At 66.5% G+C, this 17,896-nt stretch carries 13 protein-coding genes and 2 tRNA genes; 3 read left to right on the top strand and 12 right to left on the bottom strand.

All coding sequences use genetic code 11. The features are described 5' to 3' along the window. Positions 1 to 15: 15 nt before the first annotated feature. Both AC731_RS06930 and AC731_RS06925 read right to left on the bottom strand, forming a co-directional pair. Positions 16 to 414, bottom strand: a complete 399-nt coding sequence (locus AC731_RS06930) for a 6-pyruvoyl trahydropterin synthase family protein (RefSeq protein WP_048702978.1) — start codon at positions 412 to 414, stop codon at positions 16 to 18. A 27-nt stretch (positions 415 to 441) separates the two neighbouring features. Next, complete coding sequence (locus AC731_RS06925) at positions 442 to 1,449, bottom strand: zinc-dependent alcohol dehydrogenase (RefSeq protein WP_048702982.1); 1,008 nt, start codon at positions 1,447 to 1,449, stop codon at positions 442 to 444. A 118-nt stretch (positions 1,450 to 1,567) separates the two neighbouring features. On the opposite strand from AC731_RS06925, the gene AC731_RS06920 reads away from it, so the two are divergent. Together AC731_RS06920 and AC731_RS06915 are read left to right on the top strand one after the other, a co-directional pair. Continuing rightward, positions 1,568 to 2,320 carry a CDP-alcohol phosphatidyltransferase family protein gene (locus AC731_RS06920; RefSeq protein WP_048702983.1) on the top strand — a complete coding sequence of 251 codons (753 nt, stop codon included), beginning with the start codon at positions 1,568 to 1,570 and terminating at the stop codon, positions 2,318 to 2,320. A gap of 25 nt (positions 2,321 to 2,345) precedes the next feature. Continuing rightward, positions 2,346 to 2,966, top strand: coding sequence for a YceI family protein (locus tag AC731_RS06915; protein WP_048702985.1), 621 nt, complete (start codon positions 2,346 to 2,348; stop codon positions 2,964 to 2,966). 15 nt (positions 2,967 to 2,981) lie between these two features. Here AC731_RS06915 and moaA read toward each other — a convergent pair whose 3' ends face one another. Continuing rightward, entirely contained in the window at positions 2,982 to 4,061 is a 1,080-nt protein-coding gene (gene moaA / locus AC731_RS06910; RefSeq protein WP_048702986.1) for a GTP 3',8-cyclase MoaA, read from the bottom strand. 166 nt (positions 4,062 to 4,227) lie between these two features. Between moaA and AC731_RS06905 the strand changes: the two genes are divergently transcribed. Next, positions 4,228 to 6,657, top strand: coding sequence for a Lon protease family protein (locus AC731_RS06905; RefSeq protein WP_048702988.1), 2,430 nt, complete (start codon positions 4,228 to 4,230; stop codon positions 6,655 to 6,657). Between the two features lies 1 nt (position 6,658). Here the strand turns inward: AC731_RS06905 and rhuM are convergent, their stop codons facing one another. The 9 genes from rhuM to AC731_RS06860 all read right to left on the bottom strand — a co-directional run bounded on the left by rhuM (position 6,659) and on the right by AC731_RS06860 (position 17,830). Next, positions 6,659 to 7,642 carry a virulence protein RhuM/Fic/DOC family protein gene (gene rhuM / locus AC731_RS06900; protein ID WP_004255988.1) on the bottom strand — a complete coding sequence of 328 codons (984 nt, stop codon included), beginning with the start codon at positions 7,640 to 7,642 and terminating at the stop codon, positions 6,659 to 6,661. Between the two features lie 25 nt (positions 7,643 to 7,667). Next, the gene (locus AC731_RS06895; RefSeq protein ID WP_048702992.1) at positions 7,668 to 8,297 is read right to left on the bottom strand and encodes a DUF2238 domain-containing protein; all 630 of its coding nucleotides are present in this window, start codon (positions 8,295 to 8,297) and stop codon (positions 7,668 to 7,670) included. A 13-nt stretch (positions 8,298 to 8,310) separates the two neighbouring features. Further along, entirely contained in the window at positions 8,311 to 9,000 is a 690-nt protein-coding gene (locus tag AC731_RS06890; RefSeq protein WP_082794267.1) for a 2'-5' RNA ligase family protein, read from the bottom strand. 80 nt (positions 9,001 to 9,080) lie between these two features. Next, positions 9,081 to 10,121 carry a response regulator gene (locus tag AC731_RS06885; protein ID WP_048702995.1) on the bottom strand — a complete coding sequence of 347 codons (1,041 nt, stop codon included), beginning with the start codon at positions 10,119 to 10,121 and terminating at the stop codon, positions 9,081 to 9,083. Next, complete coding sequence (locus AC731_RS06880; protein WP_048702997.1) at positions 10,121 to 13,801, bottom strand: PAS domain S-box protein; 3,681 nt, start codon at positions 13,799 to 13,801, stop codon at positions 10,121 to 10,123. The genes AC731_RS06885 and AC731_RS06880 overlap by 1 nt, the downstream gene beginning before the upstream one ends. Positions 13,802 to 14,115: 314 nt before the next feature. After that, positions 14,116 to 16,092, bottom strand: a complete 1,977-nt coding sequence (gene istA / locus AC731_RS20225) for an IS21 family transposase (protein ID WP_237266615.1) — start codon at positions 16,090 to 16,092, stop codon at positions 14,116 to 14,118. Positions 16,093 to 16,315: 223 nt separating this feature from the next. Continuing rightward, positions 16,316 to 16,391 (bottom strand) — tRNA-Asn (locus AC731_RS06870). A 63-nt stretch (positions 16,392 to 16,454) separates the two neighbouring features. Further along, positions 16,455 to 16,530: transfer RNA gene (locus AC731_RS06865), tRNA-Asn, on the bottom strand. 91 nt (positions 16,531 to 16,621) lie between these two features. Continuing rightward, positions 16,622 to 17,830, bottom strand: a complete 1,209-nt coding sequence (locus AC731_RS06860) for an amino acid aminotransferase (protein WP_048703000.1) — start codon at positions 17,828 to 17,830, stop codon at positions 16,622 to 16,624. Positions 17,831 to 17,896: the final 66 nt, after the last annotated feature.

Genomic DNA, 17,896 nt, shown 5'->3' with positions numbered 1-17,896 from the left:
TGCAATCGCGCAGCCTCACAGCGCGCCTTCGTAGCTCGCCCAGGCGATGTGCGATTCGTGCAGCGTCACCTTCAGCCGTTCCAGGCCGCGGCCGCCTTCGCCCAGACGGCCGTCGCGGATCGCGGCCGCAAGCCGGTCGAAGACCACGCGCGCCATGAACTCGGTGGTGGTGTTTCTGCCGGCAAAGGCCGGCTCGTCGTCGAGATTGCGGAAGTTGAACTCGGCCAGCACGGCGCGCAACGTGTCGTTCGCGAGGCCGATGTCGACCACCAGCCCGTCCGCGTCCAGTTCGGTGCGCTGGAAGGTGGCGTCGATCAGGTAGGTGGCACCGTGCACGCGTTGCGCCAGGCCGAAGATCTCGCCGCGGAAGCTGTGGGCAATCATGATGTGGTCGCGAACGGTCAGGGAATACATGGGCGCGTCTCGTGAGAGTGAAGGGGATCAGGGCTGCGGATAGCGGATGCGGTGGCACAGGGCGCCGGCGGGCGAATACGCCAGCTGGTGCATCGTGGCGGGCAGGTCGGCGAAGTCGCTCTCGCCGCTGATCAGCACGTCCGGCACGCTATCGACGAGCAGCGCCAGCGCGAGTTCCATGCGCCGGCGATAGTCCCAGCGCGGCAGGCGTTGCGGCGGCAGGTGGCCGACCTGGCTCGAGCGCAGGCTGAGGCGGCGGACGTGGAAAGCCTCGCCCAGCGCAAGCGGCACGGCGCGTTGGCCGTACCAGCTCATCTCGATCACGCAGGCTTCCTGGCCGGCGAGGCCGAGTGCGGTCGACAGGCCCGCCGGCGCGCCGCTGGCATGAAAGACGAGGTCGCAGTCGCCCGCGGCCGTGCCGGGTGCCGCGAAACGGGCGCCCAGGGCCATTGCCAGTGTGGCGCGCCCCGGATCGACGTCGATCAACTGCACCTCGGTACCGGGAATGCGCGCGCACAGCCAGGCCACGAGTGCCCCGACCACGCCTGCGCCGACCACCGCGATGCGGTCGCCGACCGAGGGCGCGCCGTCCCACACGGCGTTGATCGCGGTCTCCAGGTTGGCTGCCAGCACGGCGCGTTCGCTCGGCACGGCGTCGGGTAGCGCCACCACCGCGCTCGCGGGCACGACGTAGGCCTGCTGGTGCGGATGGAGGCAGAACACGCGGCGACCGACCAGCGCTTCGGCCTCGGCGCCGCAGCCGGCCTCGACCACGCCGACGTTGATGTAGCCGTACTTCAGCGGACCGTTGAATTCGCCTTCCTGGAAGGGCGCGCGCATGCGCTGGTGTTCGCTCGGCGGCACCTCGCCGCGGTATACCAGGCCCTCGGTGCCGCGGCTGATCGCGCCGAACAGGCTGCGCACGCGCACCGCGCCGGGTGAAAGCGGCGGCAGTGCCACCGGGCGCAGTTCGCCATCGCCTGGGGGCAAGGTCCAGAATGCGAGCGGATGGTCAGCGGAGGGGTGGGAACGCATGCAGTCGGTCCGGATCAGCAGGGGAAAATGCGGGCATGCCGATCTCGATGGCAGTCGTGTGATCGGCACATGTCGGGTCGCGGCGAACCACCGCGGCGGGCGGCAGGTCTGAACGCGCATGAACAAGCATAGCCCGACTCCTGATGCCGGCGCAGCGGCGCGCGCTGTGGGCGTGCCGCCCGCGTGGCTGGAACTCGCGGCCGGCGCCGTCGTGCTGGTGTTCGTGCTTGCGGCCTTGCATGGTGCGCTAGCGTGGCCGCTGGCCGCCGCAGGACTGGCGCTTGCCGTCTATGCTGCAATGGCGGGGCTGGTCTGGCGCTACTGGCCGGATGCAACCCGCGGATTGGGGCCGGCGAACCACGTGACCTTGTTGCGCGGCAGTTTGGTGGCGGTGCTGGCGGGGGCGCTTGCGGGCTTTCCGGCCCTGGTCGGACACGCGGGATGGTTGGCCGCACTGGCGCTGGCGGCGCTGGCGCTGGACGGCGTGGATGGCTGGGCGGCGCGGCGCTGGCGCTGCGCCAGCGACTTCGGGGCGCGCTTCGACATGGAGCTGGACGCCTTCCTGATCCTGGTGCTGTGCGGCCTGCTGCTGGTGCTGGGCAAGGCGGGTGCGTGGGTGCTGGCGATCGGGGCGATGCGCTACGTTTTCGTCGTCGCGATGGCGGCCTGGCCCTGGCTGGAGGCGCCCTTGCCGGAGCGCTGGCGGCGCAAGGCGGTGTGCGTGTGGCAGGTCGCGAGCCTGTTGCTGTGCCTGCTGCCGCAGGTCGGGTCCGCTCTGGCCGGCGGCCTGCTGGGCCTTGCGCTGGTGCTGCTGGGGTGGTCGTTTGCGGTCGATGTGCGCTGGCTGTATCGCCATCGGCTGCGGTCTTGATGAATCTTTCGGAGGAGGAATCGCGATGAAGACTTCACGCCCAGTCCACGGTGCCCGAGCGACGCTGGTCGGCCTGCTGGCCGGCCTTCTGCTTGCCGCGGCGATGGCCGGTCCGGCGCGCGCCGAGCCGCGCACCTACCAGATCGACCCCGATCATTTCTCGATCGCCTTCAGCGTCCGCCATCTCGGCTTTGCCGACACCATCGGCCTGTTCCTGAAAGGCAGCGGCAGCTTCGTCTATGACGAACAGACGCGCGCGCTGAGTTCGGGTCGCGTGGTGGTGAAGGCCGACAGCGTATTCACCAACCATGGTGCGCGCGACAAGCACGTGCGTGACAGCGACTTCCTCGACGCGAAGGCGCATCCGGAGATCGTTTTCGAGGCCACGGGCTTCGAGTCGGGCGCCGACGGCAGCGGCACGCTGTCGGGCAGGCTGACCCTGCTCGGGCAGACGCACCCGGTGACGCTGGACGTGCGCCTGAACAAGGCGGGCGACTACCCCTTCGGCCATCGCAAGCACACGCTGGGCATCTCGGCCAGCACGACGATCAAGCGCAGCCAGTGGGGCATGGACTACGGCGTCGACCGTGGCATGGTGGGCGACGAGGTGAAGCTCAACTTCGAGATCGAGGCGCTGCGCGACTGAGCCCGCGCCGCAGCCTCAGCCGCCGATGTAGGACATCTCGATCTTGCGCAGCGCGGCGGTCTCGGCTGTGCGGATCTCGGAGTAGCGATCCTCGCGACCCTGCCATACATGGGCGATCGCCGCGTCCAGCGCCGTATCGTCGGCCCCGGCGCGCAGCAGGCTGCGCAGGTCGTGGCCGGTCTGCGCGAACAGGCAGGTGTAGAGCTTGCCCTCGGTCGACAGGCGGATGCGGGTACAGGTGGAACAGAAGGCCTGCGTGACGGAGGAGATCACACCGATCTCGCCCGCGCCGTCCTTGTAGCACCAGCGCTCGGCGACCTCGCCGGTGTAGTTCGGATCGACCGGCTCCAGCGGATACAGGCGATCGATACGGGCGATGACGTCCTGCGAGGGCAGCACCTCGTCCATCTTCCAGCCGTTCGAGGCGCCCACGTCCATGAACTCGATGAAGCGCAGGATGTGGCCACTGTGGCGGAAATGCGCGGCCATCGGCTCGATGTCGCCGTCGTTGGTGCCGCGCTTGACCACCATGTTGACCTTGATCGGCCCGAGGCCTACGGCCTGCGCGGCGGCGATGCCTTCCAGCACTTTCCCCACCGGATAGTCGGCGTCGTTCATGCGGCGGAACAGGGCGTCGTCCAGTGCATCCAGGCTGACGGTGACGCGATGCAGGCCGGCGTCCTTGAGCGAGCGCGCCAGCTTGGGCAGCAGCACGCCGTTGGTGGTCAACGTCACCTCCACGCCGTCGAGCCGGGCCAGCATCTCGATCAGCCGTTCCACGTTCTTGCGCAGCAGCGGTTCGCCGCCGGTGATGCGGATCTTCTTCACGCCCCGGGCGACGAACAGCTTCGCCACCCGCAGGATCTCCTCGAAGCTCAGCAACTCGCGTCGCGGCAGGAAGGCGTAGTTGTCGTCGAACACCTCGCGCGGCATGCAGTAGATGCAGCGGAAGTTGCAGCGGTCGGTGACCGAGATGCGTAGGTCGCGCACGCTGCGCCCTCGGCGGTCGAACAAGGCCTCGCCCGCTGCGGGCACGTTCGCCCTTGCGTCGGTCGGAATCGCGACTGGGGCGTCGTGGATGGGGATGACTTTCATGTTCTTGTGGCTGCTGGGGTGTTCGGATTATGGATAGCGGCGCGGCGCGGTGCAATGATGCCGGTCAATCTTCGACTGTGACGGCGGGCCGAGGTGCCCGGGGCCGCAGGAGCGGCGGTGTATCATTCGCCTCCTGATCGAATCCGGCTTCTGGAGAACAACGACGATGGCCGAACCCAAGGCCCTGCCGGCATCGGCACTGCGCACCTACTGCGACCCCGCCTGTTTCACTTTCGATACGACCGACGCCCTGACCGACCACGCCGGCGACCTGGGCCAGGCCCGCGCCGTCGAGGCCATCCAGTTCGGGCTGGCCATGGGCCACAGCGGCTACCACGTGTTCGTGCTGGGCGAGCCGGGCAGCGGCAAGCATGCCACCACCTTCCGCCTGCTGCGCGAGCGCGCGGCGAGCGAGCCGGTCCCGCCGGACCTGTGCTACCTGCACAACTTCGACGAGGCGCTCAAGCCGCGCCTGCTCACTTTGCCGGCGGGCCGCGGTGCCGCGCTGCGCGCCCACATGCAGACCTTCATCCGCGAACTGGGGCCTGCGCTGGGCGCCGCCCTGGACAGTGATGCGCATACCGAGCGTGTCGAGGCCCTGCAGACGGCGCACAAGGCGCGCGAGGAAGGCGCGTTGAAGGAGCTGAGCGAGGGCTGCGCGGCCGAATCGATCTCGCTGCTGCAGACACCCGAAGGCTTCGTCTTCGCGCCCACGCGCGATGGCGAGGTGATGTCGCCCGAAGCGTTCGATGCGCTGCCCGAGGACGAGCGCAACGCCATCGAAGCCCGCGTCACCGCCTGGAGCGAGAGGCTCGAGGACCTGCTCAACGATTTCCCCGGCTGGCGCAAGGCGGTGCGCGAGTCGATCGAACGCGCAGAGACCGAAGTGCTCGGCCCCGCGGTGTCGCACCTGCTGCGCGAGGTGCGCGAGGCCCATGCCGACCTGCCCGAGGTGCTCGCCTTCCTCGACGCCGTGCACAAGAACGTGCTCGACAGCGCGATCAAGGGCACGATCCTCGAGGAGGAAGACGAGGACATCGCCGAGCCCGAGGAGGCGAACCGCTACCAGCGCTACCAGGTGAAGTTGCTGGTGGATCACTCGGCCTCGCAGGGAGCGCCGGTGGTGTTCGAGAACAACCCCGGTTACGGCAACCTGATCGGCCGCATCGAGCACGTGGTGCAGCAGGGCAACCAGGTCACCCACTTCAACCTGATCCGCGCCGGCGCGCTGCACCGGGCCAACGGCGGCTACCTCGTGGTCGATGCCGAGCGCCTGCTGACCCAGCCCTACGCCTGGGAGGGGCTGAAGCGCTGCCTGCGCGCGGGCGAGATCCGCATCGAGCCGCCGGCCGAGGCCCAGGGCTGGAGCGGCGCGCTGACGCTGGAGCCCGAGGCCGTGCCGAGCGCGCTGAAGGTGGTGCTGATCGGCGACCGCGACATCTACTACCTGCTGATGGACAACGACCCGGAGTTCGCCGACCTGTTCAAGGTGGCGGCCGACTTCGACGACGACCTGCCGCGCACGCCCGAGAACGAATGCGAATACGCGCGCCTGATGGCGCTGCTGGTCCGTGGCGCGAAGCTGCTGCCGATCGACCGCAGCGGGGTGGCACGGCTGGTGGAGGAGGGCGCGCGCCTGGCCGAGGATGCCGGTCGCCTGTCGCTCAACACGCGGGCGCTTTCGGACCTGATGCGCGAGGCCGACCACCAGGCCCGCCTGAAAGGTCTGGCCGCCACCGGCCGGACCGAGGTGGAGGCGGCGCTGGCCGCGCGTGCGCGGCGCTGCAACCGCTATCCGACGCGGGTGCGCGAGTCCATCCTCGACGGCACCACGCTGATCTCCACCGACGGCGAGCGCGCCGGGCAGATCAATGGCCTGGTGGTGGTCGAACTGGCCGGCGAGCGCTTCGGCCATCCGGTGCGCATCACCGCCACGGTGCGCATGGGCGAGGGCGACGTCGTCGATATCGAGCGCGAAACCGAGCTGGGCGGCGCCATCCACTCCAAGGGCGTGCTGATCCTGTCGGCCTTCCTGGCTGCGCGCTATGCCCGCCACCAGCCGATGTCGCTGTCGGCCAGTCTGGTGTTCGAGCAGTCCTACGCGCCGGTCGAGGGCGACTCGGCTTCGCTGGCCGAGCTGTGCGCGCTGCTGTCGGCGCTGACGCAGATTCCCATCCAGCAGCGCTTCGCCATCACCGGCTCGGTGAACCAGTTCGGCGAGGTGCAGGTGATCGGTGGCGTCAACGAGAAGATCGAAGGCTTCTATGACCTGTGCAAGGCGCGCGGGCTGGATGGCGGCCACGGCGTCGTCATCCCGGCCGCGAGCGTGCGCCACCTGATGTTGCGCGAGGACGTGGTGCAGGCGGCGGCCGAGGGCCGGTTCCACATCTACGCGGTGAAGACGGTCGATGAGGCGATGAGCGTGCTGACCGGCGTGGCCGCGGGCGAGCCCGATTCGAAGGGCGTGATCCCGAAGGGCACGCTGAACCACAAGGTCGCCACCGTGCTGGCCGAGATGACGGCGGCGCGCCACGCGCATTCCGACGCCGAGGGCTCGGCCGGCTCGCGCCAGCACCGCCGCCGGCACGGGGTCTGAGTCAGCTATCAGGCGCGAGCATGTTCATGATCAGGCGGACCATGGTGTCCTTGTTGGAGGGTGCGGATTCGGCCACTAACAGGGCGAGCGCGGCGAGGCCGATGTCGTTGATTACCGGCTGGCCGGCAGCATCCAGCAGGCGGCCATTGCGGTTGAGAAAATCCACGAACAGGAAGGCGCCGCTGCGTTTGTTGCCATCGGAGAATGGGTGGTTCTTGATGACGAAGTAGAGTAGGTGTGCTGCCTTGGTTTCGACGCTGGGGTAGGCGGGTTCGCCGAACACCGTCTGGTCCAGATTGCCGAGCAGTGCGACGAACGCCTCCTCGCGCTCGAGCGCGAAGAGGTCGGAGGCCTCTCCGCGAGCCATCAGTTCGGCCTTGAGCCTTGTGAGCGCGGTGCGTGCTTCGTCGAGCGTCGGCAGCACACCGCCGCGCTGCTCGCGCGGTTCGGCCAGCAGTCCTTCGTCGTAGCGTTGCAGAAGGAGGAAGGTTTGTGCATAACGGGTAACGATGTCCACCAACCCGCGCCCGGTATCGGCCAGCAGTGCCGGGCTCTGCGCAGCCTTCTTCACCAACTGCAGGGCGGCCTCCAGTTCGCGCGCGTTTGCTTCGAACCGCAGGCGGTTGAGCGTGTAGCCCTGGGTCAGGTGCTCGCGCAGGGTATGGGTAGCCCATTGGCGGAAGCGAGTGCCTTGTCTGGATTTCACCCGGTAGCCAACGGAGATGATTACATCGAGGTTGTAGAACTTCACCGGCTTGTCTGACCCGGCAATGTGCAAATTTTGCACATTGCCTTCTTCCTGTAGCTCACCCTCGGCAAAGACGTTGCGCAGGTGCTTGCTCACGACGGAGCGCTCTCGCCCGAAAAGCTTCGCCATCTGCTCCTGACGCAGCCAGACGCTTTCACCTGACAGTCGTACCTCGGTCACTGCGGTGCCGTCTTCGGCTTGGTAGATCAGGATATTGGGGTCAGTGTCCGCCGTCATGATGCGCTTCGTTCTCAAGCCAGCATCATAGCTCGCTGGAGAGGTTGTGGTGGTTCAGACTCAGACGCCGAAGCTGGCCATCCTGCCAGCGCCCGAGCAGCGCCAGGGCCGTCATCGCGCCGAGCAGCGCCATCAGCATGTCGGCCTGGGCGTCCCAGGGGTCGCCCTGCATGCCGATGAACTCCACCGAACCGCCACCCCAGAAGACCGCCGCGGCCCATTCCACCAGCTCGTAGGTGGCGCTGATGCCGAGGCAGCTGGCGACGACGAGGAAGGACAGCCATTTCCCGGGGCGGAGTGGCGAGGTGCGCAGCAGCAGTTCGCGCCCGAGGATAGCCGGCGTGACACCCTGGAAGAAGTGGCCGAAGCGGTCGTAGGGGTTGCGCGCGAGATCGAACATCTCCTGCACGAGGTTGCCGAGCGGCACTCGCGAATAGGTGTAGGCCCCGCCCATGATCAGGATCAGCGAGAACAAGGCGATCAGGCCGTAGGTCAGCGGTGTGAGCGGAAACCGGCGTGCGGTGGCGACCAGGATGGGCAGGGCGATGAGCACCGGCATGACTTCGGCCCACCACACGCTGCGGTCGTGCGGGGCGATGCCGGACAGTGCGAGGGCGACGAGGACGAGGACCAGCAGGGCGAGGCGCAGACTCATCGGACGATCTGGATCAGGGCAATGGGAAGGGCAGTATGCCTGTCTCGTGCCCGTTCAGTGTCTGGGTGGCGAAGTCGTAGTCGGCGATGCGGCTCAGCCGCCCGCCGATTACGGGGGCCGCGTAGCCGAGCAGGCTGAGGCGGGCGATGTGCAGGCGCAGCGGGGCGCCGGGGCGGAAATCGGCCAGCCGCGCACGCACTGCGTCCAGCGGCCAGGTACCGCCATACAGGCCTGTCGTGACGTGTGGCGTGTAGTCGTCGCGCGACAGCGGGTGGGTGCCGGGCTGCAGGCAGTGGCGTAGCGCGGTGATGCGCGCGCCGGGGTCATGCACCGTCAGGTAGGGCGCCGAGGTGAAGCCGTCCAGTGCGCCGATCCCGATCGAGAAGGGCTTGGGCGCGAGGCGGCGAAGCGCGTCGATCTGTCCCTGCAGCAGTGCGAGGCCGAAGTCGTCGTCGTGGCGCGGAGCTGCGCTCGGGAAGCCGCACAGGCTCAGCGTGATGTGGGGCTGGCGCACATAATCGTCGAGCAGCAGGCCCGACAGATGGTGTTGCGCCTGGGTGACGCGCTCGCGAACCGACTCGACATCCACGTCGAGCGCCCACAGCACGTAGTGGGGTCGGCCGAGATGCCATTCGGGAAAATCGCGGCGGACGTTGCGCAGCGTGGTGCCGGCGTGCGGCGGAACGGCGTGAATGGCGTCCATGAGTCTGCAGCGTGTGTCTGGGCGGGGAAGGGATGATCGTGTCGGGCGCCGGTGGGAGGCCGGCGCTGCGTTCACCTCGGTCAGCAGGTGCCGGATTCTGCCAGTGCAGGGCGGAATTGCACGTCGACGGCCTCCTCGGCGTAGCGCTCCCTGATCTCCAGGATTGCGGCGAGCCGGTCGATGAAGAGATCGACCAGCACCGGGTCGAAGTGTCTGCCCTTCTCCTTCTGCAGTAGGGCGATCGCGTCGTCCACCGTCCAGGCCTTCTTGTAGGGGCGTACCGACGTCAGGGCATCGAAGACATCGGCGATGGCCACGATGCGGGCTTCGATGGGAATCGCCTCGCCGGCCAGCCCGGCCGGGTAGCCGCTGCCATCGTATTTCTCATGGTGGGCGAGGGCGATGCTGCGAGCCATGCGCAACAAGGGTGAGTCGTGTTCGCCGAGGATTTCGGCGCCCATGCGCACATGCTCCTGCATGATGCTGCGCTCGGTCTCGTCCAGCGGCCCAGCCTTGAGAAGCACGGCATCGGGAATTCCGATCTTGCCGATGTCGTGCATCGGGGCCGCATTCATGATCTCTTCTGCGCTCGCTTCGCCAAGACCGGCAGCGAGCGCGAGGATGCGCGAGTAGTGGCTCATGCGAACCACATGCAGGCCGGTTTCGTTGTCGCGATATTCGGCGGCGCGCCCCAGGCACTGGATGATCTGCAGGCGGGTCTGCTGCAGTTCGTCCACCCGCACCAGCGACAGATGCGTTCTGACGCGGGCGCGGACCACAGCCGGGCTGACCGGCTTGGTGATGTAATCGACGGCGCCGGCATCGAACCCGGCGGATTCGTCGCTGGCCTCGCTGAGGGCGGTCACGAAGATCACGGGAATGGCCCGCGTCGTCGTACCGGACTTGAGCCGATGGCAGGTTTCGAGGCCGTTGAGTCCGGGCATCATGACGTCGAGCAGGATCAGGTGCGGGCGCTCGTCGGCGGCGAGCTGCAGGGCCTTCTCCCCGTCGCGGGCGAACAGCAGGCGGTAGTCGCCCTGCAAGATCTGTCGCAGGACTTGCAGGTTGGTCGGTTCGTCGTCGACGACAAGGATCTTGGGTCGTTCGTCCAGCGTCGTCATCAGGTACTTCCTTCGGTGGTGTAGCGTATCTGCAGGGCTGTGATGGCATGCCGTGCTGCATCGAAATCGAACGCGTCGATGGCTCGGTTCAAGGGGGTGAGGTCGGCAGCCGGGAGCGTTTCTGCAAGCGCGGCCAATGATGCCTCGGCGAGTTCGCCATGGGCGAGCGCCACGTCCAGCTTCTGCAAGGCGATGAGCGTGGCTGGCCTGTCGGCGTCGGCAAAGGGGGGCGATGGCGCGATTTCCCTTGCGCCATCGACGTGGCCGAGCGTTTCGCCGACGTTGATCAGCTCGTCCGCGAGGCGATTGAGCATGGACGGTATCGCCGACGTGTCCTGGGGCGACTGTGTCCGCTCGATCGCATCGCTGATGCCGGCGACGCGGGACAGCGCCAGGTTGGCTGCCGCCCCCTTGACCCGGTGGGCGTGGGCGGCGAGTTCGTCGGGTTTATCCAGCATCGCCCGCATGCGATGGACGATGTCGCCGAAGTCGGCGAGGAACTGGCGGATGGCCGCAGCGTGACGCTGTTCGCTGCCCCACAGCTGGCGCCCTTTCTCCCAGTCGATGACCGAGCCGCGGACGTTGAGCGCGAGGACGGGCTGCGTCGGGACGGACTGCCCGACGGGCAGGCCAAGAACGCGGGCGATTTCGCGGGTCAGAAGGTGCAACTCGACCGGCTTGCTCGCGAAACCGTCCATGCCGGACGCGCGGGCCGCGCGCGTGTCCTCTTCGAGGACGCTGGCGGTCAGGGCGACGATGGGGGTTGGCGAGCGCCCGGTCTCGTGCTCGATGCGCCGGATCCGGCGACTGGCATCGAGACCGTTGAGGACGGGCATCTGCACGTCCATGAGGATGAGATCGAACTGTCCGCCGACGAACGCGGAAACGGCCTCTTCCCCATTGTTGACGGTGCTCACGGCATGGCCGAGGCGGCTCAGCGTGAGTTGCATGAGTTCCAGGTTCTGCGGGACGTCGTCGGCCACCAGCAGCTTCAGCGGAGGCAGGTCGATCGGGGTCTGTTCCTCGGCCACCGCAACGGTGTCGCCGATGGGCAAGGGCAGCTCGACGTGGAACTGGCTGCCGACGCCGAGTTCGCTTTCCACCCAGATGCGCCCGTGCATCAGCTCGATGAGCTGGCGGGCGATCGTGGTGCCGAGGCCGGTTCCGCCGAAGCGGCGGGTCATGGATGCGTCCGCCTGGGCGAACGGATCGAAAATCCGGTCGATGCGATCGGCGGCAATGCCGATGCCGGTATCGCTGACGGTGAGATGGACCACGTCCTGGTCCAGCCTGACACTGACTTCGACCTGGCCGGTTTCGGTGAACTTGATCGCGTTGCCGACCAGATTGGTCAGGATCTGCCGGATGCGCAGCGTGTCGCCGCGGAAGAACTCCGGCGCGCGCTCGGGATAGTCCAGCCCCAGCATCAGGCCCTTGGCTTGCGCATTGATGCGTAGCGACGCGAGCACCTGCATGCACAGATCGCGCAGGGAAAAGTCCGTGATCTCGAGCTCGATGGCGCCACGCTCGAACTTGGCGGTATCGAGGATGTCGTTCAGCAGTGCCAGCAGGGAGCGGGCCGAGGTGCGAACGGTGTCGAGGTGGCGCCGCTGGGCGTCGCTTGCGGGGTCGGCCAGGAGCAGCTCGGTAAAGCCGATGATGGCGTTCATCGGGGTACGGATCTCGTGGCTCATGTTGGCGAGGAAGGTGCTCTTCGCGGCCGCCGCCTGCTCGGCCTTGGCCTTGGCCTCGCGCAGCTCCTGTTCCATGGCGTGGCGCTCGGAGAGGTCGCTGGCCAGCTTGATGATCTTGTACGGGCGCCCATCCGGATCGAAGATCGGGTTGTAGCTGCCGTGGATCCAGAGGTGCCGACCGTCCTTGCCGATGCGGTGGAAGTCACCCGACGCATGGGTCCCTTGTCGCAGTGCCTCCCAGAGCTGCTCGTAGGCCGGGGACTCCGGTTCGTCTGCGGCACACAGGATTGCGTGTTGTTGTCCGACCAGCTCGTCCAGCCGGTAACCCGTCAGGTCCAGGAAGTTCGGATTGGCATGCAGGATCCTGCCCTCGAGATCGAGTTCGATGACGGCGAGCGAGCGGCTGATGGCGTCGACGACGCCTTCGAACTCGGCACTGCGGCGCTTGTTGTCGGTGATGTCGATGATCACGCCATCGAGCCAGTCGACCTGACCGCCGGCTCCACGGACGGCGCAGGCACTCTCGGACACCCAATGTTCCCGGCCGCTGCGGTCGATGATGCGGTACTCGATCATGTACGAACGCTCGGCGCCTATCGCATCGTGGACCGTTGCCGTGATCCATGTGCGGTCGTCCGGGTGGATCAGCCCGGCAAGATGCTGCCTGCCAGCGGTGAAATCTTCAGGGAGCCAGCCCGTCAGGGTTTCGACGCCCTCGCTGATGAACAGCATGCTCCAGTCCGCGTCCACGCGGCAGCGGAAGGCAACGCCCGGCAGGTTACCGATCAGCGAACGGTATTGCTGCTCGCTATGCCGCAGGGCCGCTTCCATCCGGTGGCGATCGCTGATGTCGGTGACGAAGCCGACAAACAGGGTTTCGCTTCCGATGACCGCCTTGCCGATCGCCAGTCTCAGCGGGAAGCGCGTGCCATCCTTGCGTTCGCCAATGACTTCGCGCCCCTTGCCGATGATCTTCGCGACGCCCCCCTGCATGTAGTTGTGCAGGTAAGTGTCGTGCTGGCTGCGATCCGCTTCGGGCATCAGCATCTTGACGTTGCGGCCGATGACCTCGTCTGCCGTCCAGCCGAAGATGGTTTCGGCAGCGCGGTTGAAGGCACGGACGATCCCCCGGCTGTCGATGGTGATGATGCCGTCCACCGCGGTATCGACAATGGTGCGCACCCGCGCTTCGTTTTGCACCATGCGCCGGTACATGGCCCTGTAGCGCAGCAGCATGTTGACGCCGCCGGTGACCAGGATGGCAAGGACGGTGATCCCTGCGATCGACAGCGCGAGGTATGCGTTCGAGCCGGCGGTCGGGTCGGGCTCTGTCGGCATGATGAAGCGCGCGGCGTTCATGCCCACGTAGTGCATGCCGGAGATTGCAATTCCGAGCACGGAGCCGCTCAGGATGTTGATCTGGCTTTCGCCGAGGCGCAGTTGCGTGGTCAGACCGAAGCGCAACCACAGGGCCAGGATGGAAAGCGCGACCGCGACCAGGATCGAGACGGCGAACATCGAGGGTTCGAAGCGCAGCTCGACCGAGTTGTGAATGGCGGCCATGCCGCTGTAGTGCATGACGCCGATGCCGGCCCCGACCGAAATCCCGCCCGCAATGAGCTGCCAGCGGGTGATGCGGTCCCGTGCGAGAAGTTGCAGCGCGATCCAGGACGCGGCGAAGCTCGGAAGCATCGACAACAGGGTGATGACCGGATCGTAGCGGGCCGTGCTGCAGATGCTGAACGCCAGCATGCCGATGAAGTGCATCGACCAGACGCCCGAGCCGAGCACGAAGGCGCCGGAGAGCAGGGCGATCTGCCTGCCGTGCGTGCGCGCGTCCGTCCGCGCCGCGCCTGCCAGCTGCATGGCCATGACGCCCGCGAGGACGGCGACAAACAAGGACACTGCCACGAGCGGGAGTTCATATTCGCCCTGGGACAGGTATAGGACCTGGCTGTCGAGCAGGAAGAGGCGATCCAGTTGCATTGTGGCGGGAGAGATTTTCTTGTGCCGCGCGAAGGAGGGCGCCTCGCGATCCGATCCCGGGATTCTAAAGCGCTCTACCGCGGGATCTGGAGACAAGCGTCACGATGGACGCCAACGAGACGGTGGAGGATGCACCATCGCTGACGCGTGTGCCGATCTGGGAACGCCGGATACCGTGCGCAGGACGTTTGTCGGCTTCCAGCGATATCTATATCAAGGGTAGGCGCTCGTTGGCGTGACGGACGGGCGTGAGAGCCCACCGGAGCGGGCCGGCGACGCGAACCGACTGGCAGAGGGGTATGGGAGCCGCGAAGTCACACCTTCAGCGCTTCCGGCCACAGGAAATACGGCCCGAATTTCTTGCTCATCCGAAACTCGCCGCCCGCTTCTTTGCCCTTCGGGGTGATGTATGGCTTGCCTTCACGCAGTTCCAGTAGGCCGAGGGTGACTAAGCGCGCGACGAGGTCGGCTGTCTTGAGCCCAATCTTCTGGGCGAGCTTCGACGTCTTGAGCTTCCCGGTGGCATCCTCGGTAACGCTGGCCGGTCCCTCGACGGGTTCCGCTACGGCCGTGCGTGGTACTGCCGGGGCCGAGACAACCTCAGTCGGATGGAGCATGTCTTCAGTGATGCTGAACTTCGCCTTGTAATTGGGTACCAGAGGACGGTGCAGAGCAACGAGTTGCTCCGCAATCTCGGTCAAGGTTTCGACGCCGACAAGCTTGGCCATCATCAGTGGTGACCCCGAGTCGATGTTCTTCTCGATCCAGCGCTCGAACTGGTCCGACTTCAGCACACGGCCTGTGTCGAACTTCTCCGGGCGCGAGATCCGGGCGTTCTTCGACACCAGCACCAAGGACTCGAATGAGGGCTGCAGCCGAATGCCGAGGCGTGTAGGCATCTTCAGCGTCTTGAACACCTCAGACAGCACGGCGATGTGCCGTTGGTTCTGTTCGAGGGGGGAGGGAATGCCACGGGGTTTTCCACCCAACCAGATGGAGAACTCGCCTTGGTCGTTGATCGACACGCCCTCGGTGAAGTGCTTCGTTTCGAGCACATAGACTTCCAGCAGTCGGTTCAGCACCAGATGGTCGATCTGAGCCACGCGCCCGTTCAGTTCGAGGCGAAGATCGTGGATCACGATCCGATTCTTGCTGGCGCCACTGTAGAAGTCGATGTCGTAGGCAGACTCGCGCTCACCCTTGATTCCGGCTCGGAGGATTTTCAGTTCCCGCTTGATCTGCAGCTTCTTCTCCGGGGGTACGCCCGGCGCAGTCATCAAGGCTTCGAGCTCGGCAAGCTGGCCTGCCTTGGAGTCCGTCTCTTTCAGGATCATTCGTTGCGGTGCGCGCCAAACCCGTGGCCAAAGGCATGGATGACACGTCATATGACGTTGGAGATGCTGAATGTTAGCCGACCAGATCCCGACAGGTAGTGATCTGTGCCTCGGATGGGTGCAATTCGTGAGGAGGGGTGAATCGAAGGCGTGACCGGCGATGGCGTTCTTCTTCACGTAGCCCACGCCGTTCTCGGTCTTGCCCTTGGTGCGGGCGCGAAACGGCGCGCACGCCCGGGCAACGATGTCCCAGTGCCGGCAGAACGCCTCGAAGCGGCTGTTGAGCCGAACCTGGCGCGTCTGCGTGTCGTGCTTGTCGACCAGCGCCTTGGCGTTGTCGATGAGCAGCGTCTGCGACCGTCCGCCGAAATGCGCAAAGGCCGCCTCGATCCCGGCGAACCACGCGCTCTGGCGCTCGTGCCGGAACGCGCACGAAAACCCCCGGCGCGAATAGCCCAGCGTCGCCACGAACAGGAACACCCGCACCGGCTCGCCACCGATCAGCACCCGCGTCTGGCCGAAGTCGATCTGCATCTGCTCGCCCGGCGCAGTCTCGAAGCGGATCGTCGCACGGCGACTGGCTTCAAGCTCCTGGCGGAACCCACGGCACGCGCGCTCGACCGTGCGCAGGCTCGTGTCGATCCCGAGCTCCTTGCTCAACTGCTGACGCACCACGTCGCAGTTGCCCCGGTGCTGCAGGAAACGCTCCCGCAGCCACGCCTCATGACCGCCCAGCACGCTGTCGCGCTGCGGCTGCCGGTAGGGCACCGGCCCGCCCGCGTTCAGATAGCGCCGCACCGTGTTGCGCGCGATGCCCAACGTCCTGGCAATCCGCTTCGCGCCCCACCCCGACTGCCCCAACCGAACGATCGTCGTGACCGCCTCCGGCTCCAACATCTCCCGCACTCCGCAAACCAGACGGCGTACAGGATTCACCTCGATGTGCTTCGTTTCCAACAGTGGCCTCCTTGCGAACGAGGGGGTCAGTTCCTCGTGTCGCTAGGGGGTCAATTTACGGTGTCGCCTGACAGCTCACAGGCGCCACCAGAACGGCCCAGTTCGGCCAGCCGACCATCAGGAGGGTATGGGGATGCAGTGCGCAAGAAACGGCGCAGATGTCCGCTCTGATACCCGGTGAACGAAAAATGCCATCCCGAAGGATGGCATTCTCGTTTGAAGCTGGCTCCCCGACCTGGGCTCGAACCAGGGACCTACGGATTAACAGTCCGGCGCTCTACCGACTGAGCTATCGGGGAATTACCTTTTGCAGCGTGGGCTGCGACTTGCTGTTCCTGTGGGAAACACCAAGTTCTGAAACTTGGCTCCCCGACCTGGGCTCGAACCAGGGACCTACGGATTAACAGTCCGGCGCTCTACCGACTGAGCTATCGGGGAACAGAGGCGCGCATTGTAGGCAGGGCGCGCCTTTCCGTCAAGGCAGGGCGAGGTTTTTTTGCGTCCTCGCCCTGCCCGGATCAGACCGAGGTCAGCCCTTGACGACCTGGGCGATGGCCTTGGCGACGTAGCCGATGTTCTTCGAGTTCAGCGCGGCCAGGCAGATGCGGCCGGTGGACACGGCGTAGATGCCGAAGTCGCTCTTCAGCTTCTCGACCTGGTCGACGGTGAGGCCGGTGTAGGAGAACATGCCGCGCTGCTTGATGACGAAGGAGAAGTCCTGCGCCACGCCTTCGGCCTTGAGCTGCTCGACGAGGCTGGTGCGCATGGCGCGGATGCGGTCGCGCATGCCGGCCAGCTCGTCTTCCCACATCTGGCGCAGTTCGGGCGAGTTCAGCACCGCGGCGACGATGGCGCCACCGTGGATCGGCGGGTTGGAGTAGTTGGTGCGGATCACGCGCTTGACCTGCGACAGCACGCGGCCGGCTTCTTCCTTGCTGGCGGTGACGATGGACAGTGCGCCGACGCGTTCGCCGTAGAGCGAGAAGCTCTTGGAGAAGGAGCTGGAGACGAAGAACTGCAGGCCGCTGGCTGAGAAGGCGCGAACCGCGACGGCGTCGGCGTCGATGCCGTCGGCGAAGCCCTGATAGGCCATGTCGAGGAAGGGAATCAGGCCGCGGCTGCGGCACACGGCGACCACTTCATCCCACTGGGCGTCCGACAGGTCGGCGCCGGTCGGGTTGTGGCAGCAGGCGTGCAGCACGATGATGGAGCCGGCGGGCGCGGCTTCCAGGCTGGCCTTCATGCCGGCGAAGTTCACGCCACGGGTGGCAGCGTCGTAGTAGGCATAGTTCTGGACCGGGAAGCCGGCGGATTCGAACAGCGCGCGGTGGTTCTCCCAGCTCGGGTCGGAGATGTAGACGCTGGCGTTCGGCAGCAGGCGCTTGAGGTAATCCGCGCCGACCTTCAGCGCGCCGGTGCCGCCCAGGGCTTCGACGGTGACGACCTGGCCGCTGGTGGCCAGCGCCGAGTCTTTGCCGAACAGCAGGTTCTGCACCGCGCCGTTGTAGGCGGCGGGACCTTCGATCGGCTGGTAGCCGCGCGGCGGCATGGCTTCGAGGCGGGCCTTTTCGGCGCTGCGCACGGCAGCCAGCAGCGGGATCTTGCCGTTGTCGTCGTAGTAGACGCCGACGCCGAGGTTGACCTTCTCGGCACGGGTGTCGGCGGCGAAGGCCTCGTTCAGGCCAAGGATCGGGTCACGGGGCGCCATCTCGACGGCGGCGAAGATCGAAGCGGACATGAGGACTCCAGTCGTTCCAGTAGGGCAGCGATGGGCTCGCACCGCATGATCGGCAATGTGCCGTGC

Origin of the sequence: Thauera humireducens, assembly GCF_001051995.2 — a bacterium.
GTDB lineage: Bacteria > Pseudomonadota > Gammaproteobacteria > Burkholderiales > Rhodocyclaceae > Thauera > Thauera humireducens.
The sequence above is the reverse complement of the archived record's forward strand: the minus strand, read 5'-3'. Positions and strand labels throughout refer to the sequence as shown.